Origin of the sequence: Bacillus cereus group sp. MYBKT14-1 (genome assembly GCF_051915185.1) — a bacterium.
Taxonomy (GTDB): Bacteria; Bacillota; Bacilli; order Bacillales; family Bacillaceae_G; genus Bacillus_A; species Bacillus_A cereus.
This window is the reverse complement of sequence record NZ_JBQAEF010000008.1, coordinates 18,564-44,108: the sequence shown is the minus strand read 5'-3', so window position 1 is coordinate 44,108 and position 25,545 is coordinate 18,564. Positions and strand designations below refer to the sequence as shown.

The following is a 25,545-nucleotide window of genomic DNA, read 5'->3' as shown; positions in this document are numbered from 1 at the left end:
GCTTTATATGCAATGGGAATGGTAGTGAGAAACAATTTGTATTGTGAAAAAACAAGATATATCGGTATAAAAACAATAAAACAGAGCTGATTTAAATTACACTTTGAATTAGCTCTGTTTTGCTAGTGTGATGGTCCTTACAACAAAAAAGTAGACTGTATCCGGTTAGGGTAAAGCGGATTTTTAATTTTTTTGAAAATAAAGTTGACATCCACGACTACTTAGTCATACAATGTAGATGTAATAAGTGATACTGAATAGTCCGGGTTCACAAAAACTGTTCAGTGAAAAATTCGCCTTAGTACTCTGTAATACTGAATATAAGTCAGACAGAATAGGGGGTAAAGGAGGATCAGAACATGGAAAATTTAACTGAAATGTTGAAAGGTTCACTGGAAGGGTGTGTGCTGGAAATCATTAGCCGCCGTGAAACGTATGGTTATGAGATTACTCGCCACCTGAATGATCTTGGGTTTACTGAAGTCGTGGAAGGAACGGTCTATACCATCCTCGTACGATTAGAGAAGAAAAAGCTTGTGAATATTGAAAAGAAACCATCAGATATGGGGCCGCCTCGTAAGTTTTATTCATTAAATGAAGCTGGCCGTCAGGAGCTTGAATTATTTTGGAGAAAATGGGATTTTGTATCGTCAAAAATTAACGTCTTGAAGTCAAACTAGCCTCATAATATAAAATGTTTCGGCTCATATTTGGAGAGTTTCTTGTTCTGCTTTATAAAAAAGGAGGAAAATAACATGTTGGAAATATTCAAAAAATTAATTGGTGATAAAAAAGAGTACAGAATGATGATGGCACGTGTTGCAGCACTGCCAGAGGACTATCAGTTTGTGTTTAAGAAAATTCAAAACTATATGTGGAATTTTTCGACCGGAAACGGGATGGATATGCTGCACATTCAGTACGAATTAATCGATTTGTTTGAAGCCGGTGCAGCGGAAGGTAGACAAGTGCTAGATATTACTGGGGAAGATGTGGCATCTTTTGCTGACGAACTAGTGGCAAACGCTAAAACGTATGTCTCCAAATATCGTGAAGATTTGAATGAAAGTATTATGAAGAAATTGAGAAAAAAATAAATGCAATACGTAATACTGACTGATTAGCTGGTCATAAATGTGAACTACCGCCATCGCTATTCAGTTATATTTTTAACTCGGTACTAAGTGGTACAGAATATCAGTGATACTAAATAGAGGGTATAGGTAATTTATTTTTGTAAGGGGGAAAAAGCATGAGCAATGCATCGATTTCTGTAAAAGGATTAAAAAAATTTTTTAAAGACAAAGAAGTGTTAAAGGGAGTGGATTTTGATGTACAGCGTGGCGAAATTTTCGCACTGCTAGGCTCAAATGGAGCGGGAAAGACAACAACGGTCAACATCCTTTCGACGCTAATGAAGCAAGATGGCGGTGAGGTAAGCATTTGCGGATTTGATGTACAGCGCCAACCAGATCAAGTTCGTCAAAGTATCAGTTTGACAGGACAGTTTGCAGCTTTAGACGGCATGTTGACGGGGAAAGAAAACTTGATAATGATCGCTAAGTTACGTGGTGTTTCCAATCCCGTTCAAGTCGCTGACAATTTGCTTGAAAGATTTAGCCTGACTGATGCGGCTAATCAGAGGGCAGATCAGTATTCGGGTGGGATGAAGCGCCGACTTGATATCGCGATGAGTTTGATCGGGGCGCCAGCAGTTATTTTTCTTGACGAACCAACGACTGGACTTGATCCTGAAGCGCGAATCGAAGTATGGGATACAGTCAAGGAACTTGCCGGTAGCGGCACAACGATCTTGCTTACGACCCAGTACTTGGAAGAAGCCGAACAACTAGCAGACCGTATCGCTATTTTGCATGGCGGAAAAATTATTACGACAGGTACTCTTACTGAACTAAAAGAGATGTTCCCACCGGCAAAAGTGGAGTATATCGAGAAGCAACCGACATTGGAAGAAATATTCCTTGCGATCATTGGCAAAAAGGAGGAGATGTAAATGAAAAGTAAAACAGGTGTATTATTAGATCGTTTAATGCGTAACATTATGCGCAGCCCGGATACAATTATTACAGTAGCGATTACGCCGATTATGATGATGCTATTATTTGTCTACGTGTTTGGCGGTGCAATACAAACAGGAACGGAAAACTACGTTAATTATCTATTGCCGGGAATTTTGCTAATGGCTATCGCATCCGGTGTAGCTTACACTTCTGTGCGACTCTTTACGGATGTAAAGAGTGGGCTGATGGCACGTTTCATTACGATGCCTATTAAGCGCTCATCGATATTGTGGGCTCACGTTTTAACCTCTCTTGTTGCGAATGTACTTACTATCTTAGTTGTTATTCTTGTTGCGCTCTTAATGGGCTTCCGTTCTAGTGCAAATATTCTAGATTGGCTCGCGGTAGCTGGGATACTTGGGATGTTTACGTTGGCGCTAACATGGCTAGCTATCATTCCAGGGTTGAAAGCGAAGTCTATGGAAGGGGCGACCGCTTACTCGTACCCACTAGTTTTTCTTCCATTTATTAGTTCAGCTTTCGTACCTACCGAAACGATGCCAAAAATTGTTCGTGTGTTTGCAGAGAATCAGCCTGTAACTTCAATCGTGAATGCGATTCGTGCTCTTTTATATGAAGGAACTGTTGGAAACGATATTTGGATTGCGCTCGCTTGGTGCGTAGGTATAATGGTCATCTCTTACTTCTTCGCCAGTAAAGCATTTAAACGTCAGTTAGGATAAGTGAATTAAATCTTCCGAAATAATATATTTGAAAAAGCACGGGAAGATTTTCCGTGCTTTTATTATTTGTTACGCACTCATGATAGAAAATATGGACAACTCGTAACGAATTAAACTCAATATTTTAAGGTGTAACCAATCAATGCTTATGGGGAGTATAAACATAATCGTTCTTGTAAACCTGCTAATAATTCTTCAGGCATTTCCCTAATTGTAATATCATCCCCTAAGAAAAGCAGCCAATTTGTCATCTCTGTCACTTCATCAAAATTGTGAACATCGATAAATATTTTTAAAATGGCTGTAGATTGGTAAGGGTTTGTATAAGATATTGAAATTTTGAAAGGGTGGTATTTTTTAAACTGAGCAATTGCTTTTGGACCAAGTTCAAGTACAAGGTTAATCACTTCATCCTTCTTACTTAGTTTTTCTAAAATCTTTTTCTTATTTAGCTTTTTTTTCGTCGTGTATGGTTCGATATGGATGAGATGATCGACAGGAAACATCCTCTCCTTTTCTTCTTTTAAGTCGAACCCTTCAATGATCCATTGACTTTTTTCTTGATACAGGTGTAATAGATAAATGGAATAAGACTTGATTTCTTTCTCTTCTTTAATGGAAATCAATAAATGTCTATCCAAAAGAAGTATTTGAATGAGTTTTTCTAACATAGGGTGAGGGAGATCAGAAAGCTCAAGTAAATCAGGATTATGAGGGTTGGTCCCTTCAAACAGCAAGAGTTGATTTAAAAGAACGAGGTCATCTTGCTGGGTTTCTGAGATGAGTCCTAGTAGTTTTTCAGCTAAAGATTGACGACTCTTTAGGTAGGGAAGTTGTTGATTCCTCGTAGCCATAAAGGCAATAAAAAGAGCTTTCACTTCATTATCAGTAAAGCGAACAACGGGCAGGATAGAGTTGTTCATAACAAAATATCCCCCGGTCCTCCCAACTTCAGCGACGAGTGGCATTCCCATAGCTTCAATTTCTCTAATGTCTCTAATAGCTGTCGATCGTGATATGTTAAATTCTTGTATGATTTCAGAAATTGTAAAGTGGGAGCGGTTGTTGATATATCGCATAATTGTATTAATCCGTTCAACTTTTTTCATTTTGGTCTCCTAAACAGTATCACTTTTTGACATGATTTAAAGATATTATAAACGTATCAGATGAAAAGATAAATCGTTTGATTAATAAAAAAAGAGGCAGGTTTTGCATATGAAAAATTATACTATAGAAGAAAAAGATAGCTTTATTGTGTTAGGTATTGGAACTGAAATTAAGAGTAAATACACAGACTTTGCTGGAATAAATAAAGAAAAGGAAGACTTTTGGTCGGCTGTTAAAGAAGATGGAAGGCTGGACACTTTAAAAGCTTTAGCGACAAATGAATACATTTTTTCTGTGAGCGAAGCTGTGAATAACAAAATGATGTATTATGCGGGTGTGATGACAGAAGCACAAATAGAAGAAGAATCTAGAGTAATCCAGTTTCCGAGGGGAGAATACTTAGTAGTGAAAGGGGAGGACAAAACGGCTGAAGAGCTAAGTAATAAGTTGACTGGCATCGCCTTCGGTCAAGCTTTACCAGATGCAAATGAGTTTGCTTATGTTGGTGGACCAAATACGACGGTTGAGATGGGGAAAAGAAACGGCTTAGTGTTTGGTGAAATATGGATTCCAGTTGTTAGGAAGTAAAGTGATAAAAGGTACGAATATGAGAAGTAGAGGCTAACAATCTTGGATTGTTGGCCTTTTTAACATGAATATAATATTCATATGCTGCTCCACAGTATGTTCTGATAAAATGAAATAAAAGGGAATTACTGTAAGGTGGTGGTGGGGTGAATAAAAAAAGGCTATTTGAGCTATTCATAGTAACGTTTGTTTTTCTATTCCTTCATGTAAGTACATTTACTAATGAAAAATTTAACGATAAATTGGGATCTTTTACTTTCATTGTGCTACTTCTTATGCTTTCTATTTACACTGCATTTATAGAAAAGTATTTTGATGATATACAAAAGTGGATTCGAAATATTACATGTTGCTTTGCTTTATTCGTAGTGGCTTTAGTAGCTCTATGGATAGGTTATTTCTAGTCCTTACTTAAGAGAATGAGAAATATGTGATTACACTACATTCTATCCGATAATATTACTTAGCTGCATCGGTTTATATTAATTTTTTCTCTCCCCAATCAGGATAAAATGTACAATAGGAAATTTTATGTAAGATAAAGAAGGAAGGTATATGGTCAGCTTGAGTACTTTGCTAGCTTTTGCGCTTGTTTCACTTAGTACGGTTTGTTCACCTGGTCCTATTTTGATTTATTTTATTTCTCGTTCCATTACGCAGGGGCGTATGGCAGGATTTATTTTTTTATTAAGCATCATGCTTGGATTTGTAATTCATATAAATGAAGCAACTTTAGTATTCATTCAAAAATTCATTGTCTATGAAACAACTAGATTTGTAAACGGCTTTAATAGAAAGATGTCTATTGTATTTTTTGCGGCAAGATTAAATAGCTTTTTTGTTACTTTACAATAAAGTATACTTAATATCAGTAATTCATGTAATTAGGAGTGGTTTCTATATTTAGAGAAAATACAAAAAGGATATTTCTGTCATTAGTAACAAATCCAATACTAATAATTGTATACGGGATTTTTTGTTATGAGTTGGCCTTATACTGTAAGTACGGAAGAATGAATTATAATATTTACATTATGTTATTATGTATAGTACTTTTTATATCCATAACTACATTTACTACAATGCGGTTGATAAAAAATAGAGAATATAAATCTAAAAAATTAACTAATTCAATAGCATGGAGATTTATTTCTATTATCATTATTGTTGCAATTACATCATTTTATGGGATGCAGATTTATAAAAGTGCAATAAATTACAATGGTAAATTGGCATGGTTTATAGAAAAGTTAAAACATGAAAGGTCAGTTAAACTTAAACATAATAATATATATAAATCTGGAGTAGAAGGTATTTTTGAAGATATAAATAAAAAATATCCTTTGCCAAAGAAATTGTATATGGCAACTGATTTTGATCTTACATTTCATTCAGATGGAACAATCACAGCGTTTGATACATTTGTTTATGGGAAAAATATTGATGGGAAAGAAGAAACTTATTTAATCTCTTATAATAAGAAGAAATCAGAAGATATTACTATAATACGAGACGGATACGCAAAGCCTGATTATAATGATGATAAATTAGTAGAACCTTTAATTAAAACGGTTAAGGCGATTCCAGTTAAGCAAACAGTAAAAAAATGGAATGAAAGTAAGTATGGGTTGATTTATTATGGGAAAAGAAATTGGGGATCCAATACAGAGGGAATTATTAATATTACCGAGGATGGTAAGGGGCAGAGTCTTAAAGAAGCAGCTTCTGATATCATTGGATATACTGTATCTATATTTGTCCCTGGAAAAGAGCAAGAGCTAGTCCCTGCTAGATATAATTTAATAAGTGACGCAAGTTGGAGTAAATCAAAGACGCCTCCAAAAGAAGATAGGCTTAAAGAGAAGAAACAACAAGATTTAAAGAATGCAAAAGAACAGTTTTTCCTATCGAAAGAAGTTGGTTATAAACTAAATATGACAGATAAAGCATTAGGGAGCGCCTTTTATTCATTAAGCAAGACTAGTGATGAAGGGGAAACATGGGAGGTTATCAATCCAGACCCATTTAATGGGGGGATTGGTAGTGTATCAGGAATCACTTTTATAAATGATAAACTTGGGTTTTTAGGAGCAATTAGACCTTCTGGTAATGAAGAAGAGTTATATCGCACAGATGATGGGGGAGTATCTTTCAAAAAGGTAGAATATCCGCCGCATGAAGTAAAATTAGAACATACACAGTCCACAATAAGTCCTTTTGATTCTCCTAGTATGCCATATGAGAAAGATGGGGTTTTTAATATGTTAGTTGGACAAGGGGCAGATGGAGACTACAATGGCGATAGTAGTGCACTTTATCAATCAAAAGATAACGGAGAGACATGGGAATTTGTAGAAGAAGTGAAAAAGAAATAATCGGAATGTTTTTTGAAAAAATAAGGTAACTACTCAGCTATACATTTCATTTAGAAGTTTGGTAAGGAGTATAATTCCAGTCATGAAGATAAAAATGGACCTATACCTCGCTGCCTTTCTTTGTTTTATTTCTTATGATGGCAAGTGTTTTAACGGGGCTTGCTGTACGTCTTGCTTTTGAACGTCGACAGTAAAAGCCTTTTTACCTTCAGTTTCTATAATATAACCTAATAAATATTAATATAATTTATGTATAGTAGATATTAACCTTATAAAATAAGGGGGGAATATTATGACTGAGACAAATGAATCTTCAGGAGTCAATTTGAAAAAAGATATGAAGTTTTCTATTATAATTCCTGCACACAATGAAGAAAAGTACATTAGAAAATGTTTAGATTCAATTGCAAAGGCATCAGAGGCATATAAAGAGCAAACGGAAGTTATAGTTGTTTTAAATCGTTGCACAGATAAAACAGAGGAAATAGCAAAATCTTATAATTGTGTTACATTGAAAAATAATGATAAAAACTTATCTAAAATCCGGAATGCAGGGGCAAAAATAGCTAGTGGAGAAATAATCGTCACTATAGACGCTGATACGATAATGACAGAGTCTATGTTGTCTAATGTAGATAAATATTTAACTTCAGGTAAATACATTGGTGGTGGAGTAAATGGGAAGTTTGAAAGAATATCTTTAGGAATATTTCTCTCCGCAATGCTAATAATAATCCCCTTACTTTTTAAGTACGGAGCTATATCTGTAGGAATTTTTTGGTGCTATAGAAAAGACTTTATGGCAATCAACGGATTTAATGAAAACATGCTTATGGCAGAAGATGCAGATTTCGCTAAACGGTTAAAAGAATGGGGAAAGAAAAAAAATAAGAAATTCGGTACTATTAAAAATGGAATGATAACTTCATGCAGAAGATTTGATACATATGGAGACTGGACTTTACTTAAAAATCCAAAAGTAATATTAGCTTATCTAAAAGGAAATGATAGAAAATACGCAGATAAGACATATTATGATAACCAAGAAAGATGAAAATGGAGAAAATCTGCAGGGGATAGCTAGTACTTTTTTAGATATAATGAGAATCCAACTTAATTTAATAGATATTATAAGAAAACCATCAATTTGATGGTTTTTATTTTTGAAATAAATATGTATTTTTTTATAAAAATATTTTTTGACCCCCATAAAACTTTGTACTCCTCCGAATATGTATAGTGAAGAAAATAAATAGAAGAAAAATGGCTATGAAAGAATATAAAAATATTAATAAAATTACTAGATTAAGTGGGCATCCAAAATAAAAGGATGAAATTACCAATGGTATAGAGGAGAGTTATTCAAGGATTGCAGATAAAATAGAAAAAGAATAAACAAAACGAACGGTAGAAAATAAGAAAGTAGATAAAAATAAAAACTTAACTTCAGTGCCGAGAGAAAAGGAAAATTATTAAGAAAATGTTGGAAAAAGTTAGAATCGAAAAATATAACTGACAGCAAGAAAACAAGACCGAAGAAAAGTACCAAGAAAATCTGGTTAAATGGTCACTTGTGTAGTGGCCATTTTGCTATTTGAAGGAGGCTGGGAGATTACAAGTGTTGAGTTTAGTAATGAAGATCTTAAGAAAACCGAAAATAGAAGATATCGTATGTAACATACAAAACAACGAAGAAGATAAAGAAGCATTTATCGTACAGTATCAGCCTTTTATTAGAAAATCAATTTCATCTGTCTGCCGCCGATATATTACAGAACAGGATGATGAATATAGCATTGGATTGTTTGCGTTTAACGAAGCAATTGAACAGTATTCATATACAAAAGGAAAATCCTTTTTAGCGTTTGCTGATCTTCTTATAAAAAGAGATGTAATTGACTATATACGTAAGGAGTCTAAACATAACTTTGTCTTTTTAAAAGAAGATGAGCAAGAGGAAATGTTAGAAATGCAAGTGTCGCTTACGGAGTATATGAAAGAGATGGAAAATAGTAACCGTAAGGAGGAAATTCTTCATTTTCAAAGTGTGCTAGCTGAGTTTAAAATCACATTCTCAGAGCTTGCTAAAGAATCTCCTAAGCATCGTGATACGCGTGAGCACTTAATTGAAATTGTGAAAATTATTATAAAAGAAGAGGAAATGATGGAAGAGCTGTTCCGAAAGAAAAAGTTACCGCTTAAACATATTGAACCGCGTGTTAGGGTAAGTCGCAAAACATTGGAGCGTCATAGAAAATATATCATTGCAATGTGTATTATCTTTGCAAACAACTATACATACATTCTTGATTATATAAGGGGAGGGAAGCATGATGAATAAAGGAATTGTGATGGATATAAAAAAGCATAGCGTAGTTGTTTTAACACCAAATGGAGAGTTTATTACGTGTAAAAGAAAGGGGGATTCTTGCATAATTGGGGAGGAAATCTCATTTGATGAGCAAGAACAAAAAGCATCGTATTTTTCGATCCCTTCCTTTTTAAAGCCTGCATCAATACTTGTTGCTTGTTTTCTATTTGCAGTGTTGTTTTTCTACAACCAACCAGAAGAAAAAGTATTTGCTTACGTCTCAGTTGATATAAATCCAAGTTTAGAGGTGAGCGTAACAAAGGATTTTCGTGTTATAGATTTGCAGGCTTGTAATGATGATGGAAGGCGTATTTTAAAAGAATTGAAGCAATGGGAAAATAAACAATTGCAAGAAGTAATACGTACTATTATAAAGCAAAGTCAAGAGGATAAGTATTTAACGAAAGATAAGCAAGTTATGCTAACAGCAGTTGCAAAGGACAAGGCACTAGAACCACTTTTGGAAAAGGCAATGAAAGAATTAAAGAAAGAATATGAGCTAAAACATATTACAGTTGAATATCAAAGTAGCACAATGCAAGTACGAGAGAATGCTAGAAAAGCTGGAATTGGCACAGGTGTCTATATAAAGCAAGAGAATGAGAAGAACAAATCACTTACGCCTCCTGCCACCCCGTCTAATCCGGTAGAAAACGAAGAAGAGGTGCAATCACAACCGGAGTTATCTCCTGATGCACCACTGGATTTGTCTCCTGTAAAAGAAAAAAAATATGAAAAGCAAGAGCAGAAAGAACAAAAGAAAACAGAGGAACAGCCATCGAAGCAAATAAAAGAAAACAATGGAAGAGGATCTCAGCAAGAAAATAGAGGGAATCAACAGGAGAATAACAGTAGAGAATCTCAACAAGGAAATAATGGGAATCAGCAAGGGAACAACGGAAGAGGATCTCAACAAGGGAATAATGGAAATGGGCAAGGGAACAACGGAAGAGGATCACAACAAGGGAATAATGGAAATGGACAAGGAAACAACGGAAGAGGGTCTCAACAAGGAAATAATGGGAGCGAGCAAGGGAACAACGGAAGAGGGTCTCAACAAGGGAATAATGGAAATGGGCAAGGGAACAATGGAAGAAATCCTCAACAAGGAAATAATGGGAATCAGCAAGGGAACAATGGAAGAGGGTCTCAGAAAGAAAATGATGGAAACGAACAAGGGAACAATGGTAGGGGGTCTCAACAAGAAAATAGAGGCCACCAGCAGGGGAATGAAAAGAAGAATCAATAGAATATGAAAGTGAGAGATTCATTTCAAAGTTAAAAGGATTTATTCCGCTATTTGCCGGGCAGCCCGATTGGTGAGGGTTGATAATCAGTGGGGGATGAACAAAATCCCCACTGATTAAAGTTGCACTTTATTATTCTATAGTTCTATTAAGAAGGAGTATGTGAAAAATATAATGGAGAAAAACATTCAACAAGAAAAAGATAAAGAAAAACCTGTTTTTTATGATCCGAAAGGAAGGAGAAACATAGCCTTTATTTCGTTTCTATGTATCTCAATAGTTAGTGTAAGTGTTGTATTTTATTTTTTCTTTCAAAGCATTTTTTCAACACCAGAAATTCCAAATATGAATACCGCTGTACAACAAGATAATAAACTTGTACCAATTAATCAAAAACTTAGTGATCAGCAGTTAAAGAAGGAAGAATTTAACCCAAATACCGGAACGAAGGATAATGAAAATTTGGTGAATTCGCCGAAGGATAGTAAACAACCTAAAGAAGTGTATGGTTTTTATGTAAACTGGGATGAAAATAGTACCGCTTCTTTAAAAGAAAATATCGATTCATTAACCACACTAGTACCAGAGTGGTATCATTTAAAAGCAGATTTAACGATTAGAAGTGAGATAAAACCTGAGATAGTAAAGTTGGCAGAAAAAAATCAAGTGAAGATTATGCCTTTGCTTACTAACTATACTGAGGAAGCTTCTGGTCCTGATAGTGGGCTAATTCATAAGTTGCTGAATTCCTCAAACGATGTAAAGACAAAGTTTATTAATGATTTAGTAAGCCAAGTTAAAAAAAATCAGTTTTCAGGTATTAATATTGACTTTGAGGCCGTACCTGAAAGTGATAGAGAAAACTTAACAAATTTTATGAAAGAACTTACTACGGTCTTTCATAAACATGATTTACTCGTTACACAAGATGTTCCAGCTAATGATAAGGCTTTTGATTATAGTGCGTTAGCAAAAATAATAGATCGAATAATTGTAATGATGTACGATGAGCACTATGGAGCGGGAGAGCCAGGACCAATTGCTTCAAATAAATGGTTCCAACATACATTGAAAGAACTGAATATTCCGTCTAATAAACTTATAGTTGCTTTCGGTAACTATGGGTATGATTGGGAAGTAAATAGTAAAGAAGCTGCGAAGTCTTTAACTTTCTCAGAGGTTATGGCAATGGCTCATGATTCAAATATGAAAATTCAATGGGATAAGATGAGTGGGAACCCTTATTTTAGATATAAAACAGGAGAGAAAGAACATACTGCTTGGTTCTTAGACGGTGTTACTCTCTATAATCAAGTGAAAATCGCAATGGACAATAATGCAAAGGGATTTGCATTATGGAGACTAGGAGCAGAAGACCCTACAATATGGAAAGTTTTAAAAAATCCTATTGAGGTACAAAAAAATCCTAATGTATTACATAAAATCAATAGTTTAGATGAAGTAAATTATTCTGGACAAGGTGAAATTTTACAGATTGAGAATGAAAGAAAAAATGGATTGAGAGATTTTAAAGTAGGCAAAGATGGTTATATTACAGATGAAGTATATCAATCCTTACCATCTGCATATGAAGTGCAACGATATGGAAAACCAAATGGGAAACAAGTAGTATTAACATTTGATGATGGGCCAGACCCGAAATATACGCCAAAAATTTTAGATATATTAAAAGAGAATCAAATAAAAGCTGCTTTTTTTGTACTTGGTGAAAACGCACAACTAAATACTAGTATTGTAAAAAGAATATATGATGAAGGGCATGAAATTGGCAATCATACTTTCAAGCATCCTAACATAGCTGATACGTCTTTACTACGAACGAAAGTAGAACTTAATATGACGCAACGTTTAATTCAGGAAGTAACTGGACATTCTACGGTTTTATTTAGACCGCCATATGAAGCGGATGCTAACCCGGATTCATCAAATGAAATATTGCCTATTTTACGTGCACAAAATATGAACTATACAATGGTAGCGGAAAAAGTTGACCCCGAAGACTGGGCAACACCATCAACAAATGAATTAGTAAGACGTGCTCTTAATCCCATTTATAAGGGAGAGGGAAATATTATTCTTCTCCATGATGCGGGAGGGAATCGTACCCATACAGTAGAGGCGCTGCCGATCATTATTAAAGATCTAAAAAAGAATGGATATAGTTTTGTAACAATTTCAGATTTAATGAATAAAGAACGAGATGAAATTATGCCTCCTGTTTCTTCTGAGGGGAAGCAATATTTACTTTACAATAAAGCTGTCTTTTCAGGAGCTGGATATTTTAAGCATATATTAACTACTATTTTTTATATTGCTATTGGATTAGGGATTTTTCGATTTTTATTCTTAATTTATTTTGCATGGAAGCAGAAAAGAAAAACGTTATCTCGCTATATTAATTCGTCCTATCAACCTTTTGTTAGTGTTGTCATAGCAGCATATAATGAAGAAAAGGTGATAGCTAAGACGATTCACTCAATTTTGGATAGTAATTATAGAGAATTTGAAGTTATTGTTGTGGATGACGGATCGACAGATGGTACGTCAAAAGTAATGCAAGAAACATTTTATAAACACCCTAAAGTTCGTCTCATTCAGAAAGAAAACGGGGGGAAATCATCGGCAATGAACCTAGGGTTTCAACAATCGCGAGGAGAAATCATTGTCACTTTAGATGCGGATACTATTATTGCGCAAGACGCCATTTCTCTGATGGTTAGACACTTTGAAGATCAAAATGTAGCTGCGGTTTCAGGTAATGTCAAAGTGGGGAATAGACGGAATTTGTTAACTACTTGGCAACATGTTGAGTATATTACAGGGTTTAATTTAGAACGTAGAGCTTTTGATGAGTTAAATTGTATTACAGTAGTTCCAGGAGCTATTGGGGCGTGGCGCAAGAAGAATGTAGTTGAATCTGGATATTTAAGCGAAGATACATTAGCAGAAGATACGGATCTTACTATTACATTTTTACGTCAAGGGCATAGAATTGTATATGAAGAAAAAGCGCATGCTTTTACGGAATCACCTGAGGATGTGAAAAGTCTCATTAAACAGCGATATCGTTGGTCATATGGTACACTTCAATGTCTTTGGAAACATCGAAAAGCGTTATGTAATCCAAAACATAAAACATTAGGGTTTATTGCACTGCCTAACATGTGGTTATTCCAATATGTTCTGCAATTCATTGCTCCTTTTGCAGATATATTAATGATTATGGGGTTATTTAGTAGTGATCCACTAAAAGTTTTAGGATTTTATTTTGTATTCTTTTTAATGGATCTTCTCGCTTCTCTGTTCGCATTTAAATTAGAGGAAGAGAACCCAAAACCATTGGCATGGTTAATTTTACAACGTTTTATTTACCGTCAATTTATGACTTATGTTGTCATTAAATCGATATTCTCATCGCTTCGAGGAGTAGCGGTAGGGTGGAATAAACTAAAGAGACTGGGGAGTGTTAAACATTCCACGGAACATAAGGAGGCATCATAAAAGAGCAGACTATCTGCTCTTTTTTTCATTGATTTTAGTTAGTTGAATGTAGAGTTGTAGCATAAAAACTGCTGCTTCTATAACGAGATTCCTATTCATCATTAATAGTGAGACATTATGTTAAGCTAATCCTTTAGTTTCGGATTAAAGTTTTTTTATATTTTTTTTAAATGACGGACACAAAAACATATATACCTTCGAATTATATATATGGATAAGATAAATATGTATATAAAAGGGGAGAAATAAGATGAAAGAAAAAAAAGAAATGTTTCAAGAAATCGCTGAGGTGTTAAAGGTGTTGGCGCATCCAGTTCGTCTATCTTTAGTAAAAATAATGCTTGCAAAAGGTCCTACTAATGTAACAACAATGTATGGGGATTTGGAAATGCCTCAAAGTACAATTAGTCAACATTTATCTAAACTAAAAGCTGCTAAAATGGTTACAGGTACTCGGAAAGGATTAGAAATTTATTATGAGGTAACTGACAATCGCACAAAATCAATATTAGCATGTTTAGTTTAAATGCTGACTTCTAGACGTCAAAATTAAGAAGAGGATAGGAAAGCAATTCTATGGAGAGAATTTTTAAGGTTTTTACACAAGTGAAGATCTGAAGTAAAGTTCCTTAATAAATAAAATAGTTGTTAAAAAATATAGTATAAAATGGAATTTTTATACTATATTTTTTAATATCTGTAATAAAAGGAAGAATGTTTTGGTTTCAATTTATACGCTATCTTTATAAATTTTGATTACCTTAAACGTTTGACAAACTAGCAATAGGTCTGGAGTCAAAGTAAGTCCACACAGGCTTAATTCCTAAGTGGAAAGATTAACATGCTCAATATGCAAAAAAATATAACTTAAATCCTCTGCATCCTAGATTTTGCAAAATTACTTGTTACCTTATTTATTAAAAAAATCAATTAAGGAACTATTTAGTGAAAATAAATTGTTCAGTTAAAGGTGCATTTTATAGAATGTAAGGAAAGGTCTCAATTTCAGTAGACACGTGGATTCGCATATTGATAGAATAAGCGAAAATATAATAAAGGTGGAATGAATTTGAGAAAAAGGTTAGGATGCTTACATGCCCATTATTCAAATATAGAATATATAGAAAAGGCACTTACCTCATTTAACATTGAATTAATCCATTTTGTTGACCCGGCATTAATGTATCAGGTTACATCCAATGAAAAATTTCAAGAATCAGATGCTCAATTTAAAGCTAAAGAGCAAATAGAATGGATTGCTCAATGTAATGTTGATGCTATCCTTATTACTTGTACAAATTATATTGCAATTTTACATGAAGACCAAGACTCAATATCAGTGCCAATTATTAAAATTGATGTACCTTTCTTTGATTACATATGCAATATACAGCAACCTCAGACAATTGTTTTTACAAATCCTGCAACTGTTGAAGGCACAGTAGAACGTCTTAAACATCATGCTAATAGCCTTCAAAAATCTTTAGATTTAGAGGTTATTGTCATAAATAGTGTTTTTGAATTGATAATGAAAGGACTAAAAAAAGAATACAACCAAGAAGTTACAAAGTTCTTAAATCAAATCATTAAAGATGAAAAGAAATTTATCTCTGTTGCTCAATTATCTATGGTTGATGCATCTAAGCAAGTTGAGTATAAAACATCTAAGACTATTATTACTCCATTGAATACATTGGTATCTTACATTGTTAATAAATTAAAATTAGAGAAGAAAAATTAGTGGTAGAAGACAGGGGATTTGGAATTATGTATGGCTTTCTATCAATTTTCCTAGGGTTAGGTACTGTTATCCTACATAATGTTTGGACACTTAATTGGCAGGGACTCATTACACTTATTGCATGGCTCGCACTATTAAAAGGGATTTATGTAATTGCATATCCTGAACCGTCCAAGAAAACCAATTTTGAAGTAAGGGTACTATCTACTCGTATAATGCTTGCTATCCTTGGTGCTTTATCTTTATGGATGCTTATATTACTTTATATGAAATAGAGACAAATATTTTTGAACATGAGAGTATATAGGTGGTTTTTTTGGTAGTCCTTCGGAACAGAATTTTATAGTTAATTGTAAATTTAGTGTTTCTTCCTTTGTAGACATGTTTTTATAAATAGTGAGATGTGCAAAACGAGAAGAATCCTAAATAAATAGGATTCTTCTCGTTTTATAAAAATGAATTTATCTTGTATCACTAATACAATTAATAATTATTTTTCCGGACTATTCGCATTCATCTATCTTGGTATACTCAATGGTGGCTATGTGACCATCTGGTCGAATCAAAACGGTATCTATATTTTTTAACTTGGAATCTTGTATTTCTCCTACAACTATCTTTATGTGTGAATCAATATTCATTTTATTTATCTTATCTATATAAGAAGGGTGTATTAATAAAATAAATTTACCATCTTTCATTAATTCAAAGAGTTTACAACTTTTCTTGTTTTGAGAGAAAATAGTGAGATTTGTACATCTTTTTCCTATTAATGGATGACTTTCTGGGTTGTTTATTGACGAATACATAACCCCTAAACCACTTACTCTTTCAGCTAAATCTTTATTTATCTCGGGGTATGTAAGTAAGTACGAAAATAACTCTCTTAATTCCATTCCTGCTTTTGAAAAGTTTATCATTAATTGTTCTTGCGCTTGTACTTCTTTGAAAAATTGTTTTCCCACAGCATGTCGTTCAATATGATAACTTTCCAATAGGCTTTCATATTTTGTCTGTTTTATTGCGAGCCCTAATTTCCAACCTATATTAAAAGCATCTTGTAAACCTACATTCAAACCTTGTCCTCCAGCAGGGAAATGAATATGTGCTGCATCCCCTGCTAAGAATACACGCTTATGTTGATAAGTATTTGCTAGTTTGGTTGCGTTCCCAAAGCGAGAAAGCCATATTGTGCTCTTAATTTGAATATGTTCACCTGTAATACTATAAATACTATCTATGAATTCCTTTTCTGTAACAGCAACATGAACGGGTATTGCCTGATTCTTAGGATCAACAATGGCAAAACGAAATAAATTAGGTTCAATAGGCACCATCATTAATATCCCATTTATATTAGAAGTAGATAAAAATGGAGTATCTGGTATATCTTCTAATATAACATCACCTAATATAGCAGTAGTTGTTGTGTTTGTTCCATTAAACGGTATATTTGATAATTCACGAACCATGCTTCTTGCGCCATCAGCTCCTACTACATATGAAACTTCTATTTTATATATTGTTTCTCTTTGTTCTATTTCTAGTTGTATGAATGTTTCATACTGTTTTAAGTCTTTCAGAGTATGCCCACGTTTAATGTCTACACCTAATTCTAGTGCACGTTCTTCTAATATTTCTTCTGTAATAGATTGGGGAATAAAAAGTGTATATGGAAAGTCGGTATCTAAATTTCTAAAGTTTAATCTTGTATCTAAGGCAGCAAAATGACTTGTATCTAATTTCTTTCCTCTAGATAAAAATCGATCTTCAATGCCTCTCATAGCCATCAATTCTAGTGAGCGGGGGTGTAGCGTTAGTGCTCTAGAATTTCGTATGCGATCCACTCTTCTCTCCAAAACGACAACGTTTATACCTTGAATAGCTAATTCACATGCTGTCATAAGGCCAACTGGACCTCCACCAATTACTGCTACATCATAATAGTTTTCCATGCTATGCCCTCCATTTATTTAAGTGATTAAGAGCTAATGCGACAAAATGTAAATAGATTTATAAATGATATCTATTGTACGTATATAATTATACTTCATTTTAGTTTCCTTGGAAACTAAAATGAAGTTCCTGAGAAGAGTTTTCATAGTAAGGGTGTAGTTAATGCGATATAGCGTGTATGCAGCAGTAGCTATTGGATAGCTTTCATAATTGATATGTAATAGCATTTGCATTAAAGACTTGTACTATTGGTGCTAAAATACTACTGCTGTAGTTTCTTGTGGGAGTTGTAAAGGCCTTTCCACTATTCGTAGTTTTACTAAAGTAGTAGTGGTTTTAACTTGACTTCAAATAATTCGCTTTCAATTTCATTAAGTGCATACATTGATACAGGGTATGAAGAGGTATTAGATAAGACTTTTGATGAAAGAAGTTCCCCTGATGATGAGTAAAATGTAACAAACACTTGTGAAAATGGAGGGACCATAATGATTACACGGTCAGTTTTTTGTAACGTATTAACCAACTCCAAAATAATATAGTTTTATAAAAATTAAAAAAATTAGATAAATATAAAGATATTATTATGGGTGCTTTTCCAATAGTGAATTAATAAACTCTTTATTTCATTTTAAACAATCTAAGAGCACACATATATGCGTGCTCTTAGATTAGAAAGGTAGTTTTCTATGGGTAGGGAGTCCCCATAGAATAAAATATGCTTGTCCAATTTAAATGTGAGAAGTTTTTTAATAAAAATGCTATTTGGTAAGTCTATGTAAAAAATCGCCTTGTACAGGCACTTTTTGCAAAGTATTTTGTCTACTGTCTTGATTTTTAAAAAGCGATGAAAGCTGTTATCCGATTTATAAAACTAGGCAGTAAGCTCCCCAAAAAGAAACTCTATCGACCAGTTACTAGGGTGACAGTTAAGAAAAAGAGTGGAACTAAAATAATTATTATTAAAGAAGTTCCTTTATATGAAGTGAATCCTTAAAATAGAGCACATATCAAACCACTTATTCCCTACATTCATAGGGAGGATATTTTAAAAGATTAGCGGTGATCAATGTGTAGTGTAAAATATAGGGAGGGGGGGGTTACTATGACTATGAGATAGCCTGTATTTTCCTAGGTATAATAAAACCGCACCTCAAATTGTTAATTATCTGTCTAAAAACTTGAGTGCGGTTCAATCAATAAAAAAGTGTCTGAATTAAAAATTAGGTGAACAGTACAGGATACTTTTGTTATAAAGAGTATTTATAGATGAAAGTTATTAATTTTTACTTCTGAAAGATTTGGGATTCTAAATTACGAGCTATTGGAGTATCTCTATTATAAAATTTCAGTAGAAATATTAAACTACTAATATGAATGTAGAAAATTTAAAAAAGACGGCAATGTTCTGTTAGTCATTTAATCTTTTGAGCTGATGACCTTTTCCCCATTCAAATAGTTCATTCATAATTTCCATTAAAGATTTTCCGTGCTCACTTAGTGTGTACTCAACCTTTGGTGGTACTTCTTGATATACAGTACGATGGATAATCCCATCTGCTTCAAGTTGCCGAAGTTGTTGTGTAAGTACTTTTTGTGTAAGGTTTGGAATTTCTCGTTTAATTTCATTTGTTCGCATTTTTCCATCCATTAAAACACATAAAATATAAACTTTCCATTTTCCGCCGATTACATCGAGTGTCGTTGCAATTGGGCAGTTATCATTTTGATTCATATAACACCTCCAAAGGTACCTCAAGGTTCCTATAGCACCTGAAAGTACGTACTTTTCAATTATATGTAATGCATTCATACTAATACGTAAAGGATTGATTAATTTATAAAGGGGCTGGAAAATGATGAGAACACTTGTAATTGTAGCACACCCTCATATTGAAAAATCAAAAATTAATAAAAGATGGATAGAAGAACTTGAGAAACATTCAGATGAAATTACGGTGCATGAATTATATAAGGTGGCACCAAATTGGGAGTTTAATATTGAAGAAGAGCAAAAGTTATTAGTAGAACATGACAGATATATATTCCAATTTCCGCTTTACTGGTACAGTTCACCACCATTATTAAAAAAATGGTTCGATGATGTATTAACATATGGATTCGCGTACGGATCAAAAGGAGATAAAGTGAAAGGGAAAGAATTTGGTGTAGCTATTTCTATAGGTGGATTAGAAAAAGACTATGAAAATAGTGGGATTACAATGGATGAGTTGACGAAACCATTCCAAGCTACATGCCTATATACAGGTATGGAATTTATACCTTCCTTTTATTTATATGGTGCAGAATATAAACTAAGTGATGAAGAGATTGATAAAAGTGCACCTGAGTATGTGCAATATGTAATGAACAAGAAGTATTCTAATATATAATGAAAAATAGCCATTTACTTGTGAAGTAAATGGCTATTTTATATTCTTCTTATATTCACTAAGTGTAATCTTTAGTAAATTAATAGTTAATCTGGTAAAATAAAAAACCTAACATATATAAAGGGGAGTTTTACTTGAGAACGATGCGACAATTATTACAAAAGAGAGCAATGCAGTCACCAAATTTGGAAGCGCTTGTAGGAGGGAAGAAAAGATATTCGTTTCAGCAATATAATGAACGAGTAAATCAGCTTGCACATTATTTGTTACATAATGGTGTGCAAAGAGGAGATCGTATAGGAATACTATGCAAAAATAATCACCCATTTCCAAGCGTTATGATGGCAAGTTTAAAAATTGGAGCGGTATTTATTCCGCTAAATCATCAGCTTACTGTATATGAATTAGAAACAATTGTAAAAGAAGCGAAATTAAAAGTGTTAGTTATTGATGAAGAATTTAGTGAAGTGTTATTAAATGTTGATGCTGTTAAAGAAATTCCTTATGTAATTCAAACGACAAAAGAAGGTTTTGGTTCATTTGAATTAGAGCTGCAAAAACAGCCAACGACAGAACCGAACGTAGAAGTTCATGAAGAAGACGACGCCATTTACTTATTTACTTCAGGAACGACTGGACAGGCGAAAGCATGTGTAATTGGACATAAAAACTTACATCACTATTTTGCTGAAATTGCGGGACAAAGAGAAATACCAGCAGGTGAACGCTTTTTATCTGTGCATCCATTGTTCCATATGAGTGGCGTGCTTTCTATTTTAAATTGTATTTATCATGGCGTTACGATGATTTTCTTAGCTGATTCGAATCCTGCTATTATTTGGGATAAGATTGAAGAAGAGAAAATTACTACGATGCTTGCGTTCCCTGCTGTTTATAGTTACATGCTTGATGAATTAAATAAAAAAGAACGTAATATTTCAACCTTTAAAGTAGCACAAAGCGGTGGTACAAAAGTGCCAGAAACACTCATTCAAAAATATATGGAAAAAGGAATATATATGGTGCAAGGTTATGGTAGTACAGAAGGTTGGGTTGTAACCTCATGGCATCCAATGATGGGAAAAGAAAAGATGTCTTCTGTAGGAAAGACCTTGAAAAATGTAGAGGTGAAAATTGTTCATCCGGAAACAGGACATGAACTAACAACAAATGAAGTTGGAGAGATTCATGTGAAAAGTCCATACATGTTTAAAGGGTATTGGAATAATGAAAAGGCGACAAAGAAGGTAGTAAAAGATAACTGGTTTAACATGGGCGATGCTGGCATGATAGATGATGATGGATTCCTGCATATTATGGGAAGATATAAAGACGTTATTATACGCGGTGGTGACAACGTATATCCAGATCAAGTAGAAGATGTTATTCATGAAATACATGGTGTTTTAGAAGTTGCAGTAGTTGGAGTTCCAGATGACTTTTGGGGAGAGGTTCCGACAGCGTACATTGTAAAAGACATGCAAACGTTTTTAACGGAAGAAGAAATTATACAGTATTGTAAAGAAAAACTAGCAAGCTATAAAATACCCAAAGTTGTATTTATGAACAAATTACCGAAAAATGCTTTAGGGAAAGTACTGAAAAGGGAATTAAGAGAAAATATACTTGTAAAATAAAAACGATTAAATGATGAGGAATCCAGTTATGTATAAAGCATAACTGGATTTTTTGTTTATGATTCTGTTGGTGGATATTGTAAATATTTAAAACCTTTTATGTTTTTTAGTGTAATATTGAAAATAAAGGGAGCTAACTAATTTCAGTACTAGGGGGAGAAACTATGACTATAAAATTAGAAACTGAGCATTTATGTATAGAACCTTTTACTAATGATGACGTGTTTAGAATTAAAGAGTTAGCTAATGATAAGGAATTAGCTAATATTCTTGGGCTTCCACACCCATATAAATTAGAGTTCGCGCAAGATTGGGTTGATATGCAACCAGAACTTATAAGGAAAGGAATCGAATATCCTTTAGGAATTGTCTCTAAAGAATCAAGAGAAATTGTAGGTACAATTACACTAAGAATTGACAAGGGTAACAATAGAGGTGAACTTGGTTATTGGATTGGTAAGAATTATTGGGGAAAGGGTTTTGCAACTGAGGCTGTAAACAGAATGATTCAATTTGGCTTTATCGAATTAGGTTTAAATAGAATTTGGGCATCTGCTATTTCTAGAAACCGATCATCGATTAAGGTGTTGGAGAAGTCGGGCTTACGTAAAGAAGGCACGTTGAGACAAAATAGACTTTTATTAAATACATATGAAGATGTTGATGTGTATGGAATATTAAAGACAGAATACAAGGTTTTAAATCACAGATAAGTCTGGTAGTGTGATGACAAAAGGAAACCCTTTAGAACAGGGTTTCCTTTTGTATTTTAATAGAACCTTGTTTATCAAAAACATAATAATTTACTAGATTTTGTATTTTGTGTAAGATAATAAAGAATATTCAAATATTAATCAAGGGAAGAGATGTAAATGAAGCTGCCGCTATTACAGGTAGAGACAGAGAGACTGATGATCCGTCCGTTCCAAAATGATGATTATGAAAGTTGGTTAGATGGATTTAATAAGAGGTTATCATCGCAGTATAAATATGATGATGGTTATCAAGTTATGGCATCATCAACAAAAGAATGGTTCACGGAATGGATAAGGGGCTTTGATGAAGCAGCGCATCGAGATGAGATGTACGTATTAGGTATTTTTCGTAAAGAAGACGGAGCTAATATTGGTAAGCTAGAGCTGATTAAAATTTTACGTATGGACTATCAATGGGCGATGATGGGATATTCCATACATAATCAATACTGGAAAAACGGATATGGCATGGAAAGTGTGAAAGCTGCAGTATCGTTATTTTTTAATCGTCTTCATTTTCATAGAATCGAATTACATATACGTGTTGATAATGAGCCATCCGTTCGTCTTGCGGAAAGAGCCGGTTTTTCTTTTGAATGCAAGAGAGAGGCGTTTTCATTAGAGAATGGTAAGTGGATGGATTTTCTTATTTATTTTAAAAATAAGGAGATGAATATATGAGAGTTCTAATTACAGGTGGAAATCGCGGATTAGGGTTACAGTTAGTAAAAGTGTTTCATGAAAATGGACATATTGTTTATCCGTTAGTTAGAACTGAGGTTGCGGTAACGCAATTGAAGAAAATGTTTAGTTGCAGATGTTTTCCTATATTGGCAGACTTATCGATTGATGAGAGTACGGAGCAAATGAAAAATCAGATTGAGGAATATACAGAGTATATTGATCTAGTTATCAATAACGCAGGAATTACTGGAAAGGAGACTGAGGTTTTACATACAAATTCAGAAGAGTTAACGGACTTATTTAATATTCATTGCTTAGGTGTAATTCGAGCTGTAAAAGGTACATATATGGCTTTAGCTAAATCGGATCATCCGAGAATCATAAATGTGTCCTCTCGGTTAGGTTCATTGCATAAAATGGCGAACAAAGAGTTTCCACAAGGTCAGTTCTCATATTCATATCGAATTGCTAAAGCTGCACAAAATATGTTAACGCTCTGTTTACAACAAGAGTTTGAGGATAAAGGAATTCATGTAACTGCTATTCACCCTGGAAAATTAAAGACTGACATTGGTGCTTTTGATGCGAATATGACTCCCGCTGAAGGAGCAAAAAATATATATGATTGGGTAATAGATTCAAACGAGGATGTTTCAGGCAAGTTTATTGAGCCAGGTGTAGGGGAATTAAAATGGTGATATACGATCTTGCAATCATTCAGAATCTGTTTGGCCCTTCTAAAAAAGTATTAAATGGCTTACCAAATGCAGTAACGATTGAAGAGATCGAAGAAGACGTTTTGTATAACGTACAAACATATAAAGAAAAGATAAGTAGATTTGAAGAGGTTTGTTTTAATTGGGAGTTAAAAAGAGCGAGTATTGTATTAAACAAGAGGTTTAGTAGTCATAACTCAAGTGTGAGAGTGTTACTTGATGCCGGTTTTTCTTTGTATGCCGCAAAGATAGAAGTATGTAGAGAATTGAACAATGTAGAAGAGCTTGAAAGACAATATACATATCGATCAATAGCAGAAGGAACGTTATCGGAAAAAGATTTTAAATATATTTGGGAACAATGTATGTCGGGTTCAGGGAATCAAACTTCAATTTTAACTATCGATGAACATTTTTATTCTGTACAAACAGAGTTAGGTAAGGGCTGGGAAAAGTCATGTATTGTTTTTTATGATAAAAATGAGCCGATTGGTATGTCCATACCGCATATAGAAACTGGAACAGAAAGTGAAGGGCGATTATTTTACTTTGGAGTAATGCCTTATTATCGCGGGAAAGGAATTGCTTCCCGGCTGCATCTTCAATCTTTACATATGTTAAAGGAAATAGGGGCTACTTATTACATCGGAAGCACACATACTTCAAATGAAAAGATGCAGAGAATATTTTGGAGAAATAATTGTTCGTTGAAAACGGAGATAGAGCTTTATTATAAAATTTTTAAAGAAGGTTAGGAGAAAAGAAAATGAAGACTATAAACGTATTTCATTATGACGCATTTACGAATAAACCGAGTATGGGTAATCCAGCAGGTATTGTATTAGAAGCAGATGGATTAACGGAAGAGGAAATGCAAATTATTGCTGAAAAAGTTGGATATAACGAAACAACTTTTGTTCTTTCCTCAGAAGTAGGAGATATAAGAATGCGCTATTTTACACCTGGTTTTGAAATGGATTTATGTGGTCATGGGACAGTAGGGACGATATATGCCTTGCGCGAAAAAGGTTTATTAGAAGAGAAAAGTAACCTTACGATTGAAACGAAGGCAGGGATTTTACTGATACAAATAGGTGTAAATGAAAATGGAGAAACCTTTATTAAAATGAGGCAGACAGCACCTCAGTTTAAAGATTTTGCAGGTTCAAAAGAAGAATTAGCTCATAGTATTGGTTTAAAAGTAAATGATTTAGATGTAAGTTTACCGATAGTATATGGAAGTACAGGAAACTGGACTGTAATTGTGCCGATTAAAAATCTAGATGCGTGTGAGAGAATGAAACCTAATAATGCTGCATTTCCATTGGTATTAAAAGAAATACCTAATGCTTCTATTCACCCAATTTGTCTAGAAACTTATGATGAACTAGCACAAATGCATGGCCGTCATTTCTCGTCAGCTTATGCTGGGACGATTGAAGATCCAGTGACAGGAACAGCTTCAGGTGTAATGGGAGCGTATTATGCGGAGTATTTAGAGAAAGATTTTGAACATGAATTGGGTTTAATCGTTGAGCAAGGACAGGAAATAAATAAAGATGGTCGTGTAACTGTTTATGTAACGAAAGGGATAGAAAACGAAAAGTTACAAATAGATATTGCTGGAACAGCGGTGTATGTGAAAGAGTTTGAAGTTTTAATATAAAAAAGAAAGCCCGGCATACA

General features: G+C 33.9%; 23 protein-coding genes and 2 pseudogenes. 22 read left to right on the top strand and 3 right to left on the bottom strand.

Annotation, left to right across the window (positions count from 1 at the left end; translation table 11 throughout):
- Positions 1-359: 359 nt before the first annotated feature.
- The 4 genes from ACTFO4_RS19545 (at position 360) to ACTFO4_RS19530 (ending at position 2,764) form a co-directional block, all read left to right on the top strand.
- Positions 360-680 carry a PadR family transcriptional regulator gene (locus tag ACTFO4_RS19545; protein ID WP_000429484.1) on the top strand — a complete coding sequence of 107 codons (321 nt, stop codon included), beginning with the start codon at positions 360-362 and terminating at the stop codon, positions 678-680.
- 75 nt (positions 681-755) lie between these two features.
- Positions 756-1,097: a DUF1048 domain-containing protein gene (locus tag ACTFO4_RS19540; protein WP_000889650.1), complete on the top strand. Its 342-nt coding sequence runs from the start codon at positions 756-758 to the stop codon at positions 1,095-1,097.
- Between the two features lie 155 nt (positions 1,098-1,252).
- Positions 1,253-2,014 carry an ABC transporter ATP-binding protein gene (locus ACTFO4_RS19535; RefSeq protein ID WP_017673093.1) on the top strand — a complete coding sequence of 254 codons (762 nt, stop codon included), beginning with the start codon at positions 1,253-1,255 and terminating at the stop codon, positions 2,012-2,014.
- Entirely contained in the window at positions 2,015-2,764 is a 750-nt protein-coding gene (locus tag ACTFO4_RS19530; RefSeq protein WP_440014150.1) for an ABC transporter permease, read from the top strand.
- 146 nt (positions 2,765-2,910) lie between these two features.
- On the opposite strand, the gene ACTFO4_RS19525 is transcribed toward ACTFO4_RS19530, so the two are convergent.
- A complete protein-coding gene (locus ACTFO4_RS19525; protein ID WP_326234641.1) occupies positions 2,911-3,873 on the bottom strand; it encodes a helix-turn-helix transcriptional regulator in 963 nt (320 codons plus the stop codon).
- Between the two features lie 109 nt (positions 3,874-3,982).
- Here ACTFO4_RS19525 and ACTFO4_RS19520 point away from each other — a divergent pair, with 109 nt between their 5' ends.
- From ACTFO4_RS19520 to ACTFO4_RS19470, 11 genes and pseudogenes are all read left to right on the top strand, one after another.
- Complete coding sequence (locus ACTFO4_RS19520; RefSeq protein ID WP_063538402.1) at positions 3,983-4,462, top strand: GyrI-like domain-containing protein; 480 nt, start codon at positions 3,983-3,985, stop codon at positions 4,460-4,462.
- A 146-nt stretch (positions 4,463-4,608) separates the two neighbouring features.
- Complete coding sequence (locus ACTFO4_RS19515; protein WP_063536971.1) at positions 4,609-4,866, top strand: DUF3963 domain-containing protein; 258 nt, start codon at positions 4,609-4,611, stop codon at positions 4,864-4,866.
- 151 nt (positions 4,867-5,017) lie between these two features.
- A pseudogene (locus ACTFO4_RS19510) lies at positions 5,018-5,183 on the top strand (LysE family translocator); the annotation flags it as partial.
- Between the two features lie 169 nt (positions 5,184-5,352).
- Positions 5,353-6,837, top strand: a complete 1,485-nt coding sequence (locus ACTFO4_RS19505) for a glycosyl hydrolase (RefSeq protein WP_326234642.1) — start codon at positions 5,353-5,355, stop codon at positions 6,835-6,837.
- Positions 6,838-7,129: 292 nt separating this feature from the next.
- Positions 7,130-7,891 (top strand): glycosyltransferase, encoded by a 762-nt coding sequence (locus ACTFO4_RS19500; protein WP_063536970.1) that lies wholly within the window; start codon positions 7,130-7,132, stop codon positions 7,889-7,891.
- 564 nt (positions 7,892-8,455) lie between these two features.
- A complete protein-coding gene (gene sigI / locus ACTFO4_RS19495) occupies positions 8,456-9,178 on the top strand; it encodes an RNA polymerase sigma factor SigI (RefSeq protein ID WP_061457510.1) in 723 nt (240 codons plus the stop codon).
- Positions 9,168-10,457 (top strand): anti-sigma factor domain-containing protein, encoded by a 1,290-nt coding sequence (locus ACTFO4_RS19490; protein ID WP_440018862.1) that lies wholly within the window; start codon positions 9,168-9,170, stop codon positions 10,455-10,457. Before sigI ends, ACTFO4_RS19490 begins: the two co-directional genes overlap by 11 nt.
- Positions 10,458-10,629: 172 nt before the next feature.
- The gene (locus ACTFO4_RS19485) at positions 10,630-13,977 is read left to right on the top strand and encodes a glycosyltransferase (RefSeq protein ID WP_078421032.1); all 3,348 of its coding nucleotides are present in this window, start codon (positions 10,630-10,632) and stop codon (positions 13,975-13,977) included.
- A 250-nt stretch (positions 13,978-14,227) separates the two neighbouring features.
- A complete protein-coding gene (locus ACTFO4_RS19480; protein ID WP_000660065.1) occupies positions 14,228-14,503 on the top strand; it encodes an ArsR/SmtB family transcription factor in 276 nt (91 codons plus the stop codon).
- 537 nt (positions 14,504-15,040) lie between these two features.
- Complete coding sequence (locus ACTFO4_RS19475) at positions 15,041-15,718, top strand: hypothetical protein (protein WP_031312136.1); 678 nt, start codon at positions 15,041-15,043, stop codon at positions 15,716-15,718.
- Positions 15,709-15,993, top strand: a pseudogene (locus ACTFO4_RS19470) (hypothetical protein); the annotation flags it as partial. The gene ACTFO4_RS19475 and the pseudogene ACTFO4_RS19470, both read left to right, overlap by 10 nt.
- Before the next feature lie 228 nt (positions 15,994-16,221).
- Here ACTFO4_RS19470 and ACTFO4_RS19465 read toward each other — a convergent pair.
- Together ACTFO4_RS19465 and ACTFO4_RS19460 are read right to left on the bottom strand one after the other, a co-directional pair.
- Positions 16,222-17,673, bottom strand: coding sequence for an FAD-dependent oxidoreductase (locus ACTFO4_RS19465; RefSeq protein ID WP_061457507.1), 1,452 nt, complete (start codon positions 17,671-17,673; stop codon positions 16,222-16,224).
- Between the two features lie 1,412 nt (positions 17,674-19,085).
- Positions 19,086-19,409, bottom strand: coding sequence for a winged helix-turn-helix transcriptional regulator (locus ACTFO4_RS19460; RefSeq protein ID WP_001072988.1), 324 nt, complete (start codon positions 19,407-19,409; stop codon positions 19,086-19,088).
- A 124-nt stretch (positions 19,410-19,533) separates the two neighbouring features.
- Between ACTFO4_RS19460 and ACTFO4_RS19455 the strand changes: the two genes are divergently transcribed.
- The 7 genes from ACTFO4_RS19455 (at position 19,534) to ACTFO4_RS19425 (ending at position 25,525) form a co-directional block, all read left to right on the top strand.
- Complete coding sequence (locus tag ACTFO4_RS19455) at positions 19,534-20,067, top strand: NAD(P)H-dependent oxidoreductase (RefSeq protein WP_002183793.1); 534 nt, start codon at positions 19,534-19,536, stop codon at positions 20,065-20,067.
- A gap of 134 nt (positions 20,068-20,201) precedes the next feature.
- A complete protein-coding gene (locus tag ACTFO4_RS19450) occupies positions 20,202-21,704 on the top strand; it encodes a class I adenylate-forming enzyme family protein (RefSeq protein ID WP_017673103.1) in 1,503 nt (500 codons plus the stop codon).
- Between the two features lie 164 nt (positions 21,705-21,868).
- A complete protein-coding gene (locus ACTFO4_RS19445; protein WP_017673104.1) occupies positions 21,869-22,417 on the top strand; it encodes a GNAT family N-acetyltransferase in 549 nt (182 codons plus the stop codon).
- Between the two features lie 159 nt (positions 22,418-22,576).
- Positions 22,577-23,140: a GNAT family N-acetyltransferase gene (locus ACTFO4_RS19440; protein ID WP_017673105.1), complete on the top strand. Its 564-nt coding sequence runs from the start codon at positions 22,577-22,579 to the stop codon at positions 23,138-23,140.
- Entirely contained in the window at positions 23,137-23,841 is a 705-nt protein-coding gene (locus ACTFO4_RS19435; RefSeq protein WP_061457506.1) for an SDR family NAD(P)-dependent oxidoreductase, read from the top strand. The genes ACTFO4_RS19440 and ACTFO4_RS19435 overlap by 4 nt, the downstream gene beginning before the upstream one ends.
- Entirely contained in the window at positions 23,838-24,614 is a 777-nt protein-coding gene (locus ACTFO4_RS19430) for a GNAT family N-acetyltransferase (protein ID WP_031312141.1), read from the top strand. Before ACTFO4_RS19435 ends, ACTFO4_RS19430 begins: the two co-directional genes overlap by 4 nt.
- Before the next feature lie 11 nt (positions 24,615-24,625).
- The gene (locus ACTFO4_RS19425; protein WP_440014157.1) at positions 24,626-25,525 is read left to right on the top strand and encodes a PhzF family phenazine biosynthesis isomerase; all 900 of its coding nucleotides are present in this window, start codon (positions 24,626-24,628) and stop codon (positions 25,523-25,525) included.
- The last annotated feature ends 20 nt before the right edge of the window (positions 25,526-25,545 follow it).

What these genes read in the sequence shown, in the direction of transcription:
- ACTFO4_RS19545 (WP_000429484.1), top strand. Translation starts at nt 360, where the DNA reads ATGGAAAATTTAACTGAAATGTTGAAAGGTTCACTGGAAGGGTGTGTG.
- ACTFO4_RS19540 (WP_000889650.1), top strand. Translation starts at nt 756, where the DNA reads ATGTTGGAAATATTCAAAAAATTAATTGGTGATAAAAAAGAGTACAGA.
- ACTFO4_RS19535 (WP_017673093.1), top strand. Translation starts at nt 1,253, where the DNA reads ATGAGCAATGCATCGATTTCTGTAAAAGGATTAAAAAAATTTTTTAAA.
- ACTFO4_RS19530 (WP_440014150.1), top strand. Translation starts at nt 2,015, where the DNA reads ATGAAAAGTAAAACAGGTGTATTATTAGATCGTTTAATGCGTAACATT.
- ACTFO4_RS19525 (WP_326234641.1), bottom strand. Translation starts at nt 3,873, where the DNA reads ATGAAAAAAGTTGAACGGATTAATACAATTATGCGATATATCAACAAC.
- ACTFO4_RS19520 (WP_063538402.1), top strand. Translation starts at nt 3,983, where the DNA reads ATGAAAAATTATACTATAGAAGAAAAAGATAGCTTTATTGTGTTAGGT.
- ACTFO4_RS19500 (WP_063536970.1), top strand. Translation starts at nt 7,130, where the DNA reads ATGACTGAGACAAATGAATCTTCAGGAGTCAATTTGAAAAAAGATATG.
- ACTFO4_RS19490 (WP_440018862.1), top strand. Translation starts at nt 9,168, where the DNA reads ATGATGAATAAAGGAATTGTGATGGATATAAAAAAGCATAGCGTAGTT.
- ACTFO4_RS19485 (WP_078421032.1), top strand. Translation starts at nt 10,630, where the DNA reads ATGGAGAAAAACATTCAACAAGAAAAAGATAAAGAAAAACCTGTTTTT.
- ACTFO4_RS19480 (WP_000660065.1), top strand. Translation starts at nt 14,228, where the DNA reads ATGAAAGAAAAAAAAGAAATGTTTCAAGAAATCGCTGAGGTGTTAAAG.
- ACTFO4_RS19475 (WP_031312136.1), top strand. Translation starts at nt 15,041, where the DNA reads ATGAATTTGAGAAAAAGGTTAGGATGCTTACATGCCCATTATTCAAAT.
- ACTFO4_RS19465 (WP_061457507.1), bottom strand. Translation starts at nt 17,673, where the DNA reads ATGGAAAACTATTATGATGTAGCAGTAATTGGTGGAGGTCCAGTTGGC.
- ACTFO4_RS19460 (WP_001072988.1), bottom strand. Translation starts at nt 19,409, where the DNA reads ATGAATCAAAATGATAACTGCCCAATTGCAACGACACTCGATGTAATC.
- ACTFO4_RS19455 (WP_002183793.1), top strand. Translation starts at nt 19,534, where the DNA reads ATGAGAACACTTGTAATTGTAGCACACCCTCATATTGAAAAATCAAAA.
- ACTFO4_RS19445 (WP_017673104.1), top strand. Translation starts at nt 21,869, where the DNA reads ATGACTATAAAATTAGAAACTGAGCATTTATGTATAGAACCTTTTACT.
- ACTFO4_RS19440 (WP_017673105.1), top strand. Translation starts at nt 22,577, where the DNA reads ATGAAGCTGCCGCTATTACAGGTAGAGACAGAGAGACTGATGATCCGT.
- ACTFO4_RS19435 (WP_061457506.1), top strand. Translation starts at nt 23,137, where the DNA reads ATGAGAGTTCTAATTACAGGTGGAAATCGCGGATTAGGGTTACAGTTA.
- ACTFO4_RS19425 (WP_440014157.1), top strand. Translation starts at nt 24,626, where the DNA reads ATGAAGACTATAAACGTATTTCATTATGACGCATTTACGAATAAACCG.